Source organism: Qipengyuania sphaerica (assembly GCF_019711595.1).
GTDB classification, from domain to species: Bacteria; Pseudomonadota; Alphaproteobacteria; order Sphingomonadales; family Sphingomonadaceae; genus Qipengyuania; species Qipengyuania sphaerica.
Genome location: NZ_JAIGNR010000002.1, coordinates 14,627 through 30,056, shown reverse-complemented (window position 1 = coordinate 30,056; position 15,430 = coordinate 14,627). Strand labels below are relative to the sequence as shown.

General features: G+C 63.5%; 16 protein-coding genes and 1 tRNA gene. 11 read left to right on the top strand and 6 right to left on the bottom strand.

Features of this window, described 5'->3' with window-relative positions:
- Positions 1-24: 24 nt before the first annotated feature.
- The gene (locus K3178_RS07740; RefSeq protein ID WP_221570849.1) at positions 25-1,197 is read left to right on the top strand and encodes a glycosyltransferase family 4 protein; all 1,173 of its coding nucleotides are present in this window, start codon (positions 25-27) and stop codon (positions 1,195-1,197) included.
- Between the two features lie 61 nt (positions 1,198-1,258).
- On the opposite strand, the gene K3178_RS07735 is transcribed toward K3178_RS07740, so the two are convergent.
- Positions 1,259-1,335: transfer RNA gene (locus K3178_RS07735), tRNA-Pro, on the bottom strand.
- A gap of 212 nt (positions 1,336-1,547) precedes the next feature.
- Here K3178_RS07735 and yajC point away from each other — a divergent pair.
- The 3 genes from yajC to secF are packed head-to-tail and all read left to right on the top strand — an operon-like array spanning position 1,548 to position 4,476.
- On the top strand, positions 1,548-1,862 hold the full coding sequence (gene yajC / locus K3178_RS07730; RefSeq protein WP_221570848.1) for a preprotein translocase subunit YajC: 315 nt from the start codon (positions 1,548-1,550) through the stop codon (positions 1,860-1,862).
- A gap of 28 nt (positions 1,863-1,890) precedes the next feature.
- On the top strand, positions 1,891-3,486 hold the full coding sequence (gene secD, locus K3178_RS07725; protein WP_221570847.1) for a protein translocase subunit SecD: 1,596 nt from the start codon (positions 1,891-1,893) through the stop codon (positions 3,484-3,486).
- A gap of 12 nt (positions 3,487-3,498) precedes the next feature.
- Positions 3,499-4,476, top strand: coding sequence for a protein translocase subunit SecF (gene secF, locus K3178_RS07720; RefSeq protein ID WP_221570846.1), 978 nt, complete (start codon positions 3,499-3,501; stop codon positions 4,474-4,476).
- Between the two features lie 17 nt (positions 4,477-4,493).
- Here the strand turns inward: secF and K3178_RS07715 are convergent, their stop codons facing one another.
- Positions 4,494-5,066, bottom strand: coding sequence for a helix-turn-helix transcriptional regulator (locus tag K3178_RS07715; protein ID WP_221570845.1), 573 nt, complete (start codon positions 5,064-5,066; stop codon positions 4,494-4,496).
- A 95-nt stretch (positions 5,067-5,161) separates the two neighbouring features.
- Here K3178_RS07715 and K3178_RS07710 point away from each other — a divergent pair, with 95 nt between their 5' ends.
- A complete protein-coding gene (locus K3178_RS07710) occupies positions 5,162-5,635 on the top strand; it encodes a DUF6456 domain-containing protein (RefSeq protein WP_221570844.1) in 474 nt (157 codons plus the stop codon).
- 67 nt (positions 5,636-5,702) lie between these two features.
- Here K3178_RS07710 and K3178_RS07705 read toward each other — a convergent pair whose 3' ends face one another.
- The 3 genes from K3178_RS07705 to K3178_RS07695 are packed head-to-tail and all read right to left on the bottom strand — an operon-like array spanning position 5,703 to position 9,682.
- A complete protein-coding gene (locus K3178_RS07705; RefSeq protein WP_425594611.1) occupies positions 5,703-6,278 on the bottom strand; it encodes a uracil-DNA glycosylase family protein in 576 nt (191 codons plus the stop codon).
- A complete protein-coding gene (locus K3178_RS07700) occupies positions 6,275-8,080 on the bottom strand; it encodes an ABC-F family ATP-binding cassette domain-containing protein (RefSeq protein WP_221570843.1) in 1,806 nt (601 codons plus the stop codon). Before K3178_RS07700 ends, K3178_RS07705 begins: the two co-directional genes overlap by 4 nt.
- Before the next feature lie 42 nt (positions 8,081-8,122).
- Complete coding sequence (locus K3178_RS07695) at positions 8,123-9,682, bottom strand: amidohydrolase family protein (protein ID WP_247713650.1); 1,560 nt, start codon at positions 9,680-9,682, stop codon at positions 8,123-8,125.
- Between the two features lie 129 nt (positions 9,683-9,811).
- Between K3178_RS07695 and K3178_RS07690 the strand changes: the two genes are divergently transcribed.
- The 5 genes from K3178_RS07690 (at position 9,812) to K3178_RS07670 (ending at position 14,026) form a co-directional block, all read left to right on the top strand.
- Positions 9,812-10,531 carry an SIMPL domain-containing protein gene (locus K3178_RS07690; protein ID WP_221570842.1) on the top strand — a complete coding sequence of 240 codons (720 nt, stop codon included), beginning with the start codon at positions 9,812-9,814 and terminating at the stop codon, positions 10,529-10,531.
- 62 nt (positions 10,532-10,593) lie between these two features.
- Positions 10,594-10,911, top strand: coding sequence for a PepSY domain-containing protein (locus K3178_RS07685; RefSeq protein ID WP_221570841.1), 318 nt, complete (start codon positions 10,594-10,596; stop codon positions 10,909-10,911).
- 97 nt (positions 10,912-11,008) lie between these two features.
- Entirely contained in the window at positions 11,009-11,689 is a 681-nt protein-coding gene (locus K3178_RS07680; RefSeq protein WP_221570840.1) for a response regulator transcription factor, read from the top strand.
- Positions 11,637-13,130 carry a sensor histidine kinase gene (locus tag K3178_RS07675; protein WP_425594610.1) on the top strand — a complete coding sequence of 498 codons (1,494 nt, stop codon included), beginning with the start codon at positions 11,637-11,639 and terminating at the stop codon, positions 13,128-13,130. The genes K3178_RS07680 and K3178_RS07675 overlap by 53 nt, the downstream gene beginning before the upstream one ends.
- Positions 13,131-13,171: 41 nt before the next feature.
- The gene (locus K3178_RS07670) at positions 13,172-14,026 is read left to right on the top strand and encodes a hypothetical protein (protein ID WP_221570839.1); all 855 of its coding nucleotides are present in this window, start codon (positions 13,172-13,174) and stop codon (positions 14,024-14,026) included.
- Here the strand turns inward: K3178_RS07670 and K3178_RS07665 are convergent.
- Entirely contained in the window at positions 14,023-14,337 is a 315-nt protein-coding gene (locus tag K3178_RS07665; protein ID WP_221570838.1) for a chorismate mutase, read from the bottom strand. The genes K3178_RS07670 and K3178_RS07665 overlap by 4 nt on opposite strands.
- Before the next feature lie 67 nt (positions 14,338-14,404).
- Here K3178_RS07665 and K3178_RS07660 point away from each other — a divergent pair, with 67 nt between their 5' ends.
- Positions 14,405-15,421 carry a polyprenyl synthetase family protein gene (locus tag K3178_RS07660; protein WP_221570837.1) on the top strand — a complete coding sequence of 339 codons (1,017 nt, stop codon included), beginning with the start codon at positions 14,405-14,407 and terminating at the stop codon, positions 15,419-15,421.
- The last annotated feature ends 9 nt before the right edge of the window (positions 15,422-15,430 follow it).

The window sequence follows — 15,430 nt, the reverse complement described above, 5'->3', positions numbered from 1 at the left end:
TGCCTAATGCAACGGTCGACCGACATGGCGAAGACTGCCACCGAAAAGCCGGGTACTTTCCAGCGCATTTCTTCCGCCTTGCGCGGCGGGCATGCCCGCGGAGCTGACGGGAAGGGAGTGAAGCGGAACTCGCCGACGACCATGCATGTCAGCGACACCGCAATAACCGGAGTTGCGACCTACCTCTGCCTGTTCGAGCAAACACAGCCTGCGCATCGCAAGAGCGTATACGTCATTCCTGCGCGGCACCGCGAAACGGTTGCGGAGCTGGCCGATGCGGTTCCGTTCCCCGGCAAGCGAGGCCTTTACGGCTTCTGCGCATTCGTTTTGGCCAGCTTGCGTACCTATTACCGGGTCCGGCCGGACGTCGTCTTCTTCCATTCGACCTTCAGCATGCTGCCGATGGCTGTGCTGCGCCTGTGCGGCGCGCGTGCGCACATGATCTATTGCTCCCACGGCTGGTCTATCGTGCGATATACCGAGGACCGCGGATGGAAGAGTGCGCTGGTCACGCTTGTAGAGGGTCACGTCCCCCGGCTTGCCGACACGGTCATCAATATTTCGTCCTACGAACACAAGCTGGTCGCCGGGCTGGGCTACAGGGGTAACCACAAGCTCATAGAAAACGCCGTTGCGCCCTCACGAGTGTCGAGCGGGCAAAACGCCCAGCGCGAGGAAGGTGACGATCTGAACCTTTTGTTTGTCGGAAGGTTCGACAAGCAGAAAGGAGCCGATCTGCTGCTTTCAGCGATGACGGACATCGCCGCGTTGCGCCCCGACATACGGCTGACGATGATCGGTGCCGGGGAAATGGGTGAGTTGGAAGCGGCGATGCCGCCTTCGGCGCAGTTCCTCGGAGCCAAACCGCAAGACGAGATAGACCGGTGGTACGCATCGGCCGATGCGCTGATCGTACCCTCGCGCTGGGAAGGCTTCGGCCTCGTGGTGCCGGAAGCGCTGCGCAATGGCACACCGGCGCTGGTCAGTGACCGCGGAGCATTGCCGGACCTCATCCGTGCGGGGGAGACGGGAATGATCTTCTCGCTTGAGGATTTGCCAGCTTTCCTCGCCAAGCTGCAGCGTAAGGACCTGTTGGCCATGCGCGAGGCTTCTCGCCGTAGCTATTACGAGAGGTTCGATATCGAGCGGTGGGCTAGCGCCCTCCACGCTGAAGTGGAACGCGCAGGTCGCAACTGAGTGCGCCTGCCGGATGCAGGAAAGCACTCGTCCCGATTCTGCTAATGCGAAGAACTACCACTGGTCGGGACGACTGGATTCGAACCAGCGACCCCCACACCCCCAGTATGGTGCGCTACCAGACTGCGCTACGTCCCGAAGCCAGTGGAAGCGGCCCTATAGGCGGGGGGATTGTGCATGGCAACACCTCTCATGTCCACTTCTTCGGCATTTAATTGCGCGCCTGCCGCATTGCTGCTAACCGCGCGCCACCTAATCGACGGAGGGGTTGCCCGCGCCGCTTGAACTGCGCGCGTGGAGCGCCCAACTGAACTCCACCGGACGCGCCCTTCAATTACAGGTTTCCCTTCATGATCACCCTTATTGCCGCCGCCCCGCAGCCGCCGGTCTGGATGCAGGTCCTGCCCTGGATCGCAATCTTCGCCGTTTTCTGGTTCCTCATGATCCGCCCGCAGCTGCGCCAGCAGAAGGCGCACCGCGAAAAGGTCGAGGGCCTCAAGCGGGGCGACGAGGTGGTTACCGCTGGCGGTCTCGTGGGCAAGATCACCAAGGTGGAAGAGCATTTCGTCGAGCTCGAGCTGGCCAAGGGCATGAAGGTGCGCGCGGTCAAGAACACTATCGGCGAAGTGCTGAGCGCCAAGCCCGCCAAGCCCGCCAACGACTGATCGCTCGGCAAGGACGAAAGACACCGCCATGCTGGAATTCCCGACCTGGAAGAAGGTCATGCTCTGGGGCATTGCCTTGCTCGGCTCGCTCGCAGCGCTTCCCTCGATTTTCTCGCTGACCAACCAGCCATGGCCTGAGAGCCTTCCCAATCCGACCGTAAACCTCGGTCTCGACCTTGCAGGCGGCAGCCACATCCTGCTCGAGGCAGAGCGCGAGCAGGTTGCGGCAAAGCGGCTCGAAGACATGGAAGAGGCGGTCCGCAATGCAATGCGCCGCGCCGAACCGCGAATCCGCATCGGCGACGTCTCAACCGATAACGGCCGTTTGAGCTTCCTGCTCGACGATGCCGGCGACATCGACCGCGCGCGCGGCGAAATCGAAGGGCTGATGGCCGGCACGGGACCGGTTCGCGAATGGGACCTGCAGGTGGTCGACGGCCAGCGTTTTGTCCTGACCCAGACCGAAGCAGGTCTCGACAATGCGGTCGATGCCGCCATGGAAGGCGCGCTGCGCACCGTCGGCATCCGTATCGACGAGCTGGGCACGCGCGAGCCTACGGTGCTGCGCCAGGGCGATACGCGCATCGTTGTTCAGGTGCCTGGCCTCCAGGACCCCGAGCAGCTCAAGGCCCTGCTGGGCAAGACTGCGCAGCTCGAATTCAAGCTCGTCCTGCGCGGCGCCACTGCCGAGGAAGTCGAGCGCGGTTTCGTGCCCGGCGGCGAAGTCCTCCCCTATGCGGACGAGGAAGTCTACCAGGGTACCGGTGTCGTGGTGCAGCGTCTGGGCGGTATCGATGGCGAAACGCTGACCGGCGCGGTGCAGACGGTCGATCAGCGCACCAACGAGCCCGTCGTCTCGATCACCTTCAATCCCGAAGGCGGCAAGCGCTTCGCCACCATGACGACCAAGTACACCGGTCGCCAGTTCGCAATCATCCTCGATGGCGAGGTTATCTCGGCACCGACGATGATCGAACCCATCCGCAACGGCCAGTCGCAGATCTCGGGTAGCTTCACCTTCGAAACTGCAAACGAGCTGGCCATCCAGCTCCGCTCGGGCGCGCTGCCGGTCGATCTGACGGTGGTGGAAGAGCGCACGGTAGGTCCGGACCTGGGCGCCGATTCGATCAGGCAGGGCCTGCTCGCCATGGGCGTGGGCACGCTGCTCGTCATGGTCCTGATGATGGTGACATATGGCCGATTCGGCATCTACTCGACGGTCGCGCTCGTCATAAACGTGCTCATGTTGCTGGGTATCATGGCCGCTCTGGGCGCAACTCTGACGTTGCCGGGCATCGCGGGTTTCGTGCTCACGATCGGCGCCGCGGTCGACGCCAACGTGCTCATCAACGAGCGTATCCGCGAGGAGCGCAAGCGAGGTAGGCGCGTGGTTGCCGCAGTGGAAAACGGTTACAAGGAAGCCAGCCGCGCGATTTACGACGCCAACGTCACCAACTTCATTGCCGGCGTGCTGCTGTTCAACTTCGGTTCGGGCCCCATCAAGGGATTTGCCGTGGTGCTGGTAGTGGGCCTGTTTACTTCGGTCTTCACCGCCGTTCCGCTGACGCGGATGTGGGTGGCGGGATGGCTGCGCAAGGCGCGGCCTTCGGACCTGAACATTTAAGGAGGGCGGACGATGAAACTTCTCAAGCTCGTCCCCGACGACACCAATATCAAGTTCCTCAAGTGGCGCGTGCCCTTCTTCGTGGTCAGCCTGCTGCTTATTGCTGCGAGCTGGGCGCTGGTGATGACCAAGGGCCTCAACTACGGCGTCGATTTCGCCGGCGGCCTCGAAGTGCGCGCGACTTTTACCGAGCGCGCTGAAGCGCCGATTGCTGAACTGCGTTCGGATATCGAAGGGCTCGGTTACGGCTCGCCGGTGGTCCAGCGTTTCGGCGAGGACAACCAGGTCTCTATCCGCGTGCGCCTGCCCGACGAGGTCTCTGCGGACAAGGACGCGGCACAGGCTGCCGCCAATGCCGTCGTGTCCGAATTGCAGGGTAACTATCCCGATTTCCGGCTCGACGGGAACGACAACGTTTCGGGCAAGGTCTCGGGCGAATTCCGCGAAGATGCGGTCTTCGCGTTGATCCTCGCCATGCTGGGTGTGGCACTTTACATCTGGATCCGCTTCGAATGGCAGTTCGGCGTGGGCGGCCTGTTCGCGCTGTTCCACGATGTCAGCCTTGCGCTGGGTATGTTCAGCCTGTTCCAGCTCGAATTCAGCCTGCAGATCATCGCTGCAATCCTGGCGATCATCGGTTACTCGCTCAACGACACGATCGTCGTATATGATCGCATCCGCGAAAACCTGAAGAAGTATCGCAAGATGCCGGTGCCCGAACTGCTCGACCTGTCGGTAAACGAGACCCTGGCGCGTACGGTGATGACCTCGCTGACGCTGCTCGTGGCGCTGATCCCGCTGCTGTTCTTCGGACCGGCCAGCCTGTTCGGCCTCACCGCCGCGATCACGCTGGGAATCTTTGTGGGTACCTACAGCTCGATCTACATGGCCGCGCCGCTGCTGGTGTGGATGGGCGTGAATTCGGACAGCTTCATCCCTGAAGAGACCGTCGCGGACAAACAGGAAAAGAAGCTGCGCGGGGAAGTCTGACGCCGGGGGCGCCGTTGTTACAGGCGGCGCACCAGCATCTCTGCAACGCCGATCCAGGCAGGGCTATCGACGACCTGCTGCTTCTCCCCGTGACCGGGGGGCAGCAGGCCGACAAGATTGCCCTTGCGGTCGATCAGGCGACCGAATGCGAAGCGCCCGCCCTTTTTGGGAACCAGTACATCGCGGTTTACCGCGCGGCCCGCATCTGCGGGGTCGAACTGGCGCAGCCATAGCTGGTCGCCGGGGCGGTATTCGCCGTGGGGATAGTCGATGGTCAGCACCATCAACGCTCCGTCACCGCCGAGATCGGTGGCAAGGATGGCGTCGCGGGTGGTGGGGAGCGCTTCGGGACCGGACTGGCCGAGCGTCGCGACGACTTGCGGGTGTCCGGCCTTTTCCGAGCGCACCAGCATTTCCGGCTCGACGCCAAGCGCAGCGCCGATCCGCTCCATCCATTTGAGCGAGAGGTTGCGCATCCCGGTTTCGAGCCTGCCGACCGTCTGCGGTGTGGTGGGCGGAGAGCAGGCCTCGGCGAGGTCTGCGAGGGTCATGCCCTTCTGCTTGCGGATATCGCGAATGCGGTTGATCACGGCTTTGTAAATCCCTGTAACCGAATTGGTAAATTCCCTTTCCTACACTAACCGCACGAATGCAAGCCCGCTATCCACAACCAAGGAGATGCGGGATGCGAAGAGAACTGGTCGAGCGCGAGTTGACCGAGGTGGGACCGAAAAAGGCCGGTTCGGCGCGTGGCAAGCGGCGAACCGTTACGGTGAATGTTGGAGAGAGCCCTCTGACCTGGCTGCACGCGCGCGGTCACCTGGACGACCGGCAGTTTGATGCAGGCGAGCGCTTGCGTGCCGATTACGAACGCGCCCAACTATCGCCTTCGATCACCATGCGCTGGGACCCGGTCCGCGTCGATGGCGGAGGTGGTGACGGCTTGACGCCAACCGAACGGCAGCTTGCGGCGAAGGCGCGGTTCGACGGTGCGATGAGCGAAGCGGGGGCGGGCCTGAAAGACATCCTCTGGCGCGTCGTCTGCGGCTGCGAGGCACTGCCCGAAGCGGAAAAGGGCCTGGGCTGGCCCGCACGCAGCGGCAAGCTGGTGCTCAAGCTGGCGCTCGACCGGGTGGCGAATTTCTACCGCATCCGCTGACTGAAGATTTTAGCTCCAGGACCGTGTTCCATGTGTTCCAGCCTGACGGAATAGCAGGGCGGAATTCCTAGATATGTCCAACAACCGCTTCGCGCAGAACGGGCAGCACCTCGGCCTCGAACCAGGGGTTCTGCCTCATCCAGATCGCGCTGCGCCAGGCGGGGTGGGGCAGCGGGAAGAAAGACGGCTGGAACTCGTGGAAACGCCGGACGCGCTCGGTCATCGACAGCTTGCGTGCCTCGGGAAGGTAATGGGATTGAGCGTAAGTCCCGACCAGCAGCGTCAACCGGTCCTGGGGCAGGACTTGCAGCACGCGCTCGTGCCAATGTGGCGCGCATTCGGGACGCGGGGGCTTGTCGCCGCCGCTCGCTTTGCCGGGATAGCAGAATCCCATCGGCACGAGGGCAACGCGGGCGGGATCGTACATCTGCTGCTTGGACAGCCCGGTCCACTCGCGCAGCCGGTCGCCGCTCGCATCGTCCCACGGAATCCCGGTCTCGTGCACCTTCGAGCCCGGCGCCTGCCCGATGATCAGCAGCCTTGCGGTGGGAGAGAAGCTTGCGACCGGGCGGACCCCGTGGGGCAGGTGGGCGGCGCAGAGGCGGCAACCCGCGATCTCGTCGGCGAGCGCCGCGTGGCTCAAAGCGCCTCGACCTGCTCGGCAAGGTCGAGCCAGCGTTCCTCGGCAGCTTCCTTTTCGCTGCGCGCATTCTCGATGCCCTTCGAGACATTGGCGAAACGCTGCGGATCGGATGTGTAGAGGTCGGGATCGGCCAGGATCGCCTCGCCCCGGCTTATGGCCGCTTCCAGCTCCTCGATACGGGCGGGCAGCAGTTCGTAGTCGCGCTGGTCCTTGTAAGAGAGCTTGGTCGGCTTGGAGGGCTGGGGAGGGGGCGCGGGCCTGGCCTCGGCCTTCTCCACCTTTGCCTTGCCCGTAATGGGTGCCTGGCGCTTGGCCTGCCAGTCCTCGTAACCGCCCGCGACCACGTCGACCTTGCCCGTCCCGTCGAGACCCAGGGTGATGGTCACCGTGCGGTCGAGGAAGTCGCGGTCATGGCTGACGATCAGCACAGTACCTTCGTAATCGGCGATGACTTCCTGCAGCAGGTCGAGCGTCTCGAGGTCGAGGTCGTTGGTCGGTTCGTCGAGCACCAGCAGGTTGGAAGCCTTGGCGAACTCGCGCGCCAGCAGCAGGCGCGAGCGCTCGCCGCCCGACAACACGCCCACGCGCATGTCGACGATCTTGGGGTCGAACAGGAACTCCTTGAGATAACCCTGCACGTGCTTGCGCACCCCGCGCACATCGATCCAGTCGCCGCCTTCGGCCAGCACCTGTCGCACCGTCTTGTCGGCGGTTAGGAGCTGGCGCTGCTGGTCGATCATTACGCCGGTCAGCGTCTTGGCGATCTCCACCGTCCCGCTGTCTGGTTCGAGCTCGCCGGTGAGCATCTTCAGAAGCGTCGTCTTGCCCGCGCCATTCGCGCCGACGATGCCAATCCGGTCGCCGCGCTGGATGCGCAAGGAGAACGGCTTGATGATCGTACGGTCGCCATAAGCCTTGGTGATCTTGTCGGCGACGATGACCGATTTCGACTTGAAGTCCTCCTCGGTCGCAAGCTTGAGCTTGGCCGTCCCGCCGGCAGAGATCATCGAGGCCCGCTGTGCGCGCATCTGCCACAGCTTTTCGAGCCGCCCCTGGTTGCGCTTGCGCCGCGCGGTCACCCCGCGTTCGAGCCAGTGCGCCTCGATCTTGAGCTTGGCGTCGAGCTTTTCAGCGGCCCGCGCTTCCTCGGCATAGACCTGTTCCTCCCAAGCCTCGTAGCCGCCAAAGCCCACTTCCTTGCGGCGCAGGTTCCCGCGGTCGAGCCAGATCGTTGCGCGGGTCAGGCGCTTGAGAAAGGTGCGGTCGTGGCTGATGACGACGAAAGCGCCCTTGTAGCGTTCGAGCCAGCCTTCGAGCCAGTCGATCGCGCCAAGATCGAGGTGGTTGGTGGGCTCGTCCATCAGCAGCAGGTCGGGTTCCTGCGCCAGCGCGCGGGCGATCGCGGCGCGGCGCTTTTCGCCCCCGCTCGCACCCTTGGTCTCGCGGCTCATGTCGATGCCGAGCTGTCCGGCAATGGCCTCGACCTCGAACTCCTGCGGCGCGTGCTCGCCGTCGAGCGCCCAATCCATCAGCGTGGCGTGGCCGCTCAGGTCAGGGTCCTGTTCGAGCAGTACGATCTTGGCATGCGGCTTGACCTTGCGTGTGCCCGCATCGGTTTCGATCCGGCCATCGATCATGCGGAACAGCGTGGTCTTGCCCACGCCGTTGCGGCCGATCAGCGCAAGGCGATCGCGCGGAGCGATGTGGAGATCGAGCGGCTCGTTATCGGGCCCGCCGAACAGCCATTTGCCGCCCTGCTGCAGCGCCATGCCTTCGAGGCTGAGGATGGGTGGCTGTGCCATAGGGGGCGCGAGGTAGTCGCGCCGGGGCCATCCCGCAAGCGGTTAGCGCGTCGCCTTCTGCGTCTCCACCATCCGTGCCACGTCTTCGAGGAGCGCGGGCGCGTCGAAGACTATGCCGTCCTTGATGGTCCAGCGCACGCCGCCGACCTGCTCGATCGCGCCGGTCTCGTAATTCAGCTTGGTGTGGCCGGTGCCGTAAAGCAGCTTCAGATTGTCGAGCGGGTTGCCCGGAACGATCACGAGATCGGCCAGCTTGCCAGGACGGATCGTACCCATGGGCGGCGCCTGCCCGCGCGACTGGTAGATTTCCTCCGCACCCGCGAGAGTCGCGGCGCGGATCACCTCGAGCGGCTCCAGTCCTGCCTCGCGCAGCATCTCCAGCTCGCCGATATAGGCGAAGCCCCAGGTCTGGTAGATATATCCCGGATCGCTGCCTGCAGTGACGCGGCCACCGCGGCGGTGGAACTCCTTCGTCAGGTCGAACCAGTAGCGGTAGAACTTGCGCCAGGCGACCTCATCCTCGGTGGTCCAGTCCTTGTAGTAGCTGCCGTGATTGGTCGCGCTGGGCGCATAGAAGTCCATCAGGCTCGGCAGGGTATAGCGTTCGTGCCAGTCGCGGTTTTTCGCGGCCATCACGTCACGGCTGGCGGAATAGATGTTGAAGGTGGGGCTGAGCGTCACGCCGCTATCGACGAGAAAGTCGATATACTCCTCCCATTCCTCGCTGCCGGGCTCGACCACCTGGTCTGCCAGCCGCGCGACCCAACCGAAGCGCGATTGTTCGTCGAAGTAGTTGTAACTTTCCGGATACTTCACCAGCGCCCCGTCATCGAGCAGGCTCTCGAAATGGCCGTAGAAATGGGTGATGCCGTCCATCCCGATACTGGTGGCCTTACGGGCGTTGACCAGCTGGACGCCGGGCTGCGCGAGGTGGGCGACGCTGCCCATGCCCTGCTTGTCCGCCTCGTCCAGAGCGGCGGCGAGGATATCGGGTTCTAGCGAGTTGAAGAACTTGATGCCCCAGAACCCTTGTGCCTTGGCCCAGCGCACCCATTCACGCGCCTTTGCGGCACTGTCGATGGCTCCGCCCGGCCATTTGTCGCCCATTGCGGCGTAGGGGAACAGGCGCGGGGCTGTAATCGTGTTGGCGGCACTGCGGCGGGTATCTTCAAGATCGGGTTGGCCCGGCCCGAAATAGAACGACACGCCACGCACGCTGGTCACCCCGTGGGCGAGCCAGAGCTTGTAGCCATAGGAGGGCTGGGCGGCCTTCATGGGATCGCCATTGTGCCCGTGCGTGTCGACGAAGCCGGGCATTACGGTCATGCCCTTCGCGTCGATGATGCGGCCTGCCTTGGCGCGAATGTCATCCGGTGCGGCGCCGGGATGGATCGCCGCAATACGGTTGTTTTCGATCACGATGTCGACCGGTCCCATCGGCGGCGCGCCCGAGCCTTCGACCATGGTCGCTCCCGAGACGATCAGCGTGGGGTAGGGGCCATCACCCTCGGTGCGGTCGGGCACGCGCTCCATCTGGGCAGCGAGCGGCATGGCGGTTATCGCGGCCACCGCGGCGAGCACGAGCTTGGGCAGTCGGATCATGTTGTATCCCCCTTGTGCGGCTTGGCTAACGCGCAATGCCTCCAAGCGAAAGCGATATCGGAACTTCCCCGTTCAGCCGCGCGTAAACCGGCGAAGTGGACATTGCGTCCGACCAGAGGAGAGTCGCTTATGCTACGTTTTGTCGTTCCCGCCCTGATGATGACCGCTGCCATGCCGATGGCTGCGCGAGCCGCCGAGGTGCAAATCGCCTCGCAAGGTCCGGTGGTCGAATTGACCGTGCAGGAAATCGTCCAGTCGGCGCCGGATGTCGCGCAGATCGGAGCAGGGGTCGTCACCCGGGCTGCGACCGCGCAGGAAGCCGTTCGCCAGAATGCGCAGGCGATGGACCGGCTGGTCCAGCGGATGAAGGCGCTCGGGATCGACCGCAAGGACATCCAGACCTCGAACTTCAACCTCAATCCCGACTACCGCCACGATCGGGAGACCGGAGAGCAGAGCTTTTCAGGCTATACGGTCCACAACCAGGTCAATGTGAAACTGCGCGATTTGAAGCGTGCGGGCGAAGTGCTCGATGCGCTGGTATCGGCTGGTGCCAACAATATCCATGGCCCCAATTTCATGCTTGAGGACGATGCGGATGCGAAAGCCCGCGCCCGTGCTGGCGCTTTTGCCAGCGGCAAGGCCATGGCAGAGAACTATGCGCGGATGGCCGGCTATTCGGGCGTTCGCCTGCTCGAAATATCCGAAAGCTTTCAATCCTATGGTCGCGGTCCGATCGTGGTCACCGGTGCGCGAATGGAAGCGGCGGCGGATGCCTCGACCCCGATCGAACCGGGTGAAGTAGGGACCGGTGTAACCGTGCAGGTCAAGTACGAGATGGTTCGCTGAACGGGTGTGAACGTCAACATTCACACCTTGTTCAATGGTCCCGGGTTAGTCACAAGACCATCATGAAACAGGTATTCGCCTCTTTGCTCGCCTTCGGCCTCATCGCCGGGCCGATTGCTGCAACAGTTGGTGCGGCTCCGGCCGAAGCGCAGCGTCGCTCCGACCAGGGCGAAGCGCGCAAGGAAATGCGTGCGGGCAATATCCTGCGCGCGCGGGAGATCGAAAATCGCGTCCTGCCGCGCATGGGCGATGCCGAATATCTCGGTTTCGACTATGATTCGACCGCGATGGCCTACCGCCTGAAGTTCATCAAAAAAGGCAAGGTGCTCTACGTCGATGTCGATGCGCGGACGGGTCGCATCCTCCGCAGCAGTCGGTAACTCTGACGCCGATTTGCACTATCAGAAACCTCGTTCATCTTGACGCGTTCATGTACATGAACAACACGCGCAAGATAATTATCGAGGAAAGCAATTCATGAGAATCCTGATCGTCGAAGACGAGCCAACACTGGGCCAGCAGCTGAAAAGCACGCTGGAGCAGAACGGCTATGCGGTCGATTTGTCGACCGATGGTGAGGATGGGCACTTCCTCGGGTCTACAGAAGATTACGATGCCGTCATCCTCGACCTCGGCCTGCCCGAGATCGACGGGCTGACCGTGCTCGGCATGTGGCGCAAGGAAGGGCGCAAGTTCCCCGTCCTGGTCCTGACCGCTCGCGACAGCTGGTCCGACAAGGTCGCCGGCCTCGATGCGGGCGCGGATGATTACCTTGCCAAGCCGTTCCAGACCGAAGAACTGATCGCCCGGCTGCGTGCGCTGATCCGCCGCGCCTCGGGCAACACCTCGAGCGAACTGACTGCCGGCAGTGTTCGCCTCGATACGCGTTCGGGCCGCGTCACGCTGGGCGGCGAGCCGGTCAAGCTTACGGCGCAGGAATACAAGCTGCTCTCCTACCTCATGCACCACAAGGGCAAGGTGGTTAGCCGCACCGAACTCATCGAACACATCTACGATCAGGATTTTGATCGCGATTCGAACACGATCGAAGTCTTTGTCACCCGCATCCGCAAGAAGCTCGGTGCGGAAGTGATCACAACCATCCGTGGCCTCGGTTACAGCCTCGACGACCCCGCTGACCAACCCCGCGCATCCTGAAGATGGCGCCGGGGCGAGGGCGGCGGCGGGTTCTCCGCTCGACGCCGCCGGTGCGCCTGCCGACGGCGCTCCGGTAACCCTCGCAACGCAGGCGGCACCGCAGCGCAGTCTTGCGAAACGCATGATGGCGATTGCCGCCATCTGGATCACAGTCCTGCTACTGGGCGGGGGCTTTGCGCTCGAACGCGCGCTGACGCGTCAGGTCCAGGCAAATTTCGACGACCAGCTCGAGTATGTCCTCACCGCCCTGATCGCATCGGCGGAGGTCGATGACTGGGGCGATGTACGTTTCTACCGGTCACTCGGCGACCAGCGCTTCCTCGAAGTCAATTCGGGCGTCTACTGGCAGATCAGCGGGCCGGGAAAGGATCCTTATCCCAGCCGCAGCCTGTGGGACCGGACGCTCGATGTGCAGGGCGACCATGTCGACGCCCTCCCGCATTTCTATGACAGCGAGCAGTTTCCCGAAGAGCCCCTGCGCGTTGTCGAGCGCAATATCATCCTTCCCGACAGCGACACGCGCTGGACCTTCACGGTGGCTTCGGCGACCGAGGAACTGGACGCGCAAATTGCGCGCATCCGTTCGATCCTCGTATGGAGTTTCGCGGTGCTCGGGCTTGGCCTGCTCATCATGGCGGCGCTGCAAAGCTATTACGGCCTTTCGCCCCTGCGCCGTGTGCGGGCGGCCATCCAGTCGATGCGTTCCGAAGGTGCGAACCGGATCGAGGAGCCGCTTCCCCTCGAGGTCGAACCGCTGGTCGACGAAATCAACTCGCTCCTCGCGCATAGCGAAAAGCAGGCCGAGGAGGCGCGTACGCATGCGGGCAATCTCGCCCATGCCCTGAAAACGCCGCTCACGGTGCTGACCAATGCCGCGACGGCGCATGATCCCAAGCTGTCCGACCTCGTGTGCCGCGAGACCAAGACCATGCAGCGCCACGTCGAGCACCACCTTGCCAGGGCACGGGCGGTCGGTCGCCGGGCAACCGGTCATGCGCGCGCGGAAGTTTGGCCCAGTGCGGAAAGCGTGCTGCGCGCAGTGACTCGCATCTACGAGAAAACCCGCTTCGATCTCGACGGCAATAAGACCGCCGTGGTCGCGATCGAGCGGCAGGATCTTGACGAAATCCTCGGCAATCTGATCGAGAACGCAGCCAAGTACGGCGGCGGCAGCGTGTTCGTCACCGTGGATGCCGATCCGCTCGATTATGACAACTGCACCATCTGGGTCGAAGACGACGGGATGGGCATTCCGGCGGCGGAACGCATCCGTATCTTCGATCGCGGCGCCCGGCTCGATACGGGAAAGCCGGGAACAGGGCTCGGCCTGGCTATCGTCCGCGACGTGGCGGAAATCTACGCGGGCGAGGTCGAATTGGGCGAAAGCGAGGATCTGGGCGGGCTGATGGTGAAACTAAGATTGCCGAGAGCAGGCAGTTAGGTTCAGAAATGGTTCAATTCGTCGTGCTTACGTAACGGCCTATGGACGAGAAAAAGATCAGCGGGCGCGCGGCGCCAATCGCAGTGAGGGCGGGGTTCATCGGGCTTGTAGGGCTCGGGCTGTCCGGATGTACCATCGTGAACGACCCGTACGGTCATTCGAGCGTGTCGGTCGGCGTCGGCTATTACGACGATTATTACGATCCCTATTACGACAATCACTATTACGGCTGGTACGAGGACTACTATTACCCCGGCACCGGCTATTACGTCTACGATCGCCGCGGGCATCGTCACCGCTGGAGCGATCGCCATCGCCATTACTGGATGGTACGACGCAGCGGCGTTAGGACCCTGCGCGACAACTGGGGTGGGTACAGTCGCGACCACGACGGTGTCTATCGCGACCAGCGCCGCCATGCGCGCCGCGGGGATCACGACGGACGCCGCGGAGATCACCATGGCCGCCGCGGCGGCAATCGCGAAGACCGTGACGGCCGCCGCGAAGCCAGGCGCGGAGACGGTGAACCCGTTGCCGAACGCCGCGAGCGGCGCGACGGCAGGTTTGCCGAGGAAGCGGTTCGCCGGGCTGCAGAAGCTGGCGCGCGAGAACGTCGCGGACAGCGAGAGGAAAGCGGTCGCAGGTCGGGCGTGGCTCCCCGTGCAGAGCGCGGGAATACGGCAACCGCGCCTACGCGTCGCCAGCAGGCAACTGCTGCTCCCGCTGCAACCCCGACACGGCGCGCGGCTCCGGTGGTGGCACGGCCTGCCCAACCGCGGCAGAACCTCGCCCGTCAGGCGCGGGAACAGGCGCGTTCCGAACGGACCCAGTCGCGCGGCCAGTCAACGACCAGGCGCGCGGAAAAGCCCGCGAAGTCCAAGAAGGACGAAGACTAACTTCCCTCTCGGCGGGCCTGCTCGTGGTGTCGAATGACTTCGTCGATGATGAAGCGCAGGAACTTCTCGCTGAACTCGGGATCGAGTTCGCTCTCTTCCGCCAACCGGCGTAGCCGCGCGATCTGCTCGGCCTCGCGCGCCGGATCGGCGGGAGGGAGCGTGGCTTTCGCCTTGTAGGCACCCACCGCCTGCGTAATGCGGAAACGCTCCGCCAGCATGTGAATCAGCGCGGCATCGATATTGTCGATGCTCTTGCGGAAGCCTGCCAGCGTGGCGTCTTCGGCGGCGGTCTGTTGCGCGTCCTGCGTCATTGCTTGCCAACTTAGCGCCAAAGCGGCTCTTGCCAAGAAAGCTTAGGCAGGACATGGCCAAGCTGACATGACAGCCGACATCGTTCCCCTCCCGCGCAAGGGCCCAGAGGCCTCGATCGAGCCGATGCTCGCGCTGACCGCGCAGGGCATGAATGCGGTCAACCAGGTCATTCTCGACCGCATGCAGAGCGAAGTGCCGCTCATTCCGGCGCTGGCCGGGCACCTGATTTCGGGTGGAGGCAAGCGCCTGCGGCCGATGCTGACGCTAGCGGGGGCGGAACTGGTGGGCTATACCGGCACGCGCCACCACAAGCTCGCCGCTGCGGTAGAGTTCATCCATACGGCGACCTTGCTCCACGACGATGTCGTGGACGGCAGCGATCTGAGGCGCGGCAAGGCCGCAGCCAACATCATCTTCGGCAATCCGGCGACCGTGCTGGTGGGCGATTTCCTGTTCAGTCGCAGTTTCGAGCTGATGACCGAGGACGGAAGCCTCAAGGTGCTCAAGATCCTGTCTGGTGCCAGCGCGATCATTGCCGAGGGCGAGGTCGACCAGCTCACCGCCCAGCGCAAGATCGACACCAGCGAGGAACGTTACCTCCACATCATCCGCGCCAAGACCGCCGCACTGTTCGCCGCTGCAAGCCGTATCGCGGCGGTTGTGGCCGAATGCAGCGAGGAAGAGGAGCAGGCGCTCGACGAATATGGCCGCAATCTGGGTGTTGCCTTCCAGCTGGTCGACGACGCGCTCGATTACGATGCCGATGCAGCGCAGATGGGCAAGGATCGCGGCGACGATTTCCGCGAAGGCAAGATGACGCTGCCTGTCATCCTTGCCTATGCGCGAGGCAGCGAGGAAGAGCGCGAATTTTGGAAAGCAGCGATCGGCGGTTTCCGTACGTCGGATGCGGATCTCGACGAGGCGATCCGCCTGATCGACCGCCACAATGCCGTCGCCGATACCAAGGCCCGGGCGCGTCACTTCGCCCAGCGTGCCATCGATGCGCTTTCGATCTTTCCCGACGGGAAGGCGAGGGCAGCCATGACGCAAGCCGCGCTTTTCGCCGTCTCGCGCGGATACTGAAAAGCCCGA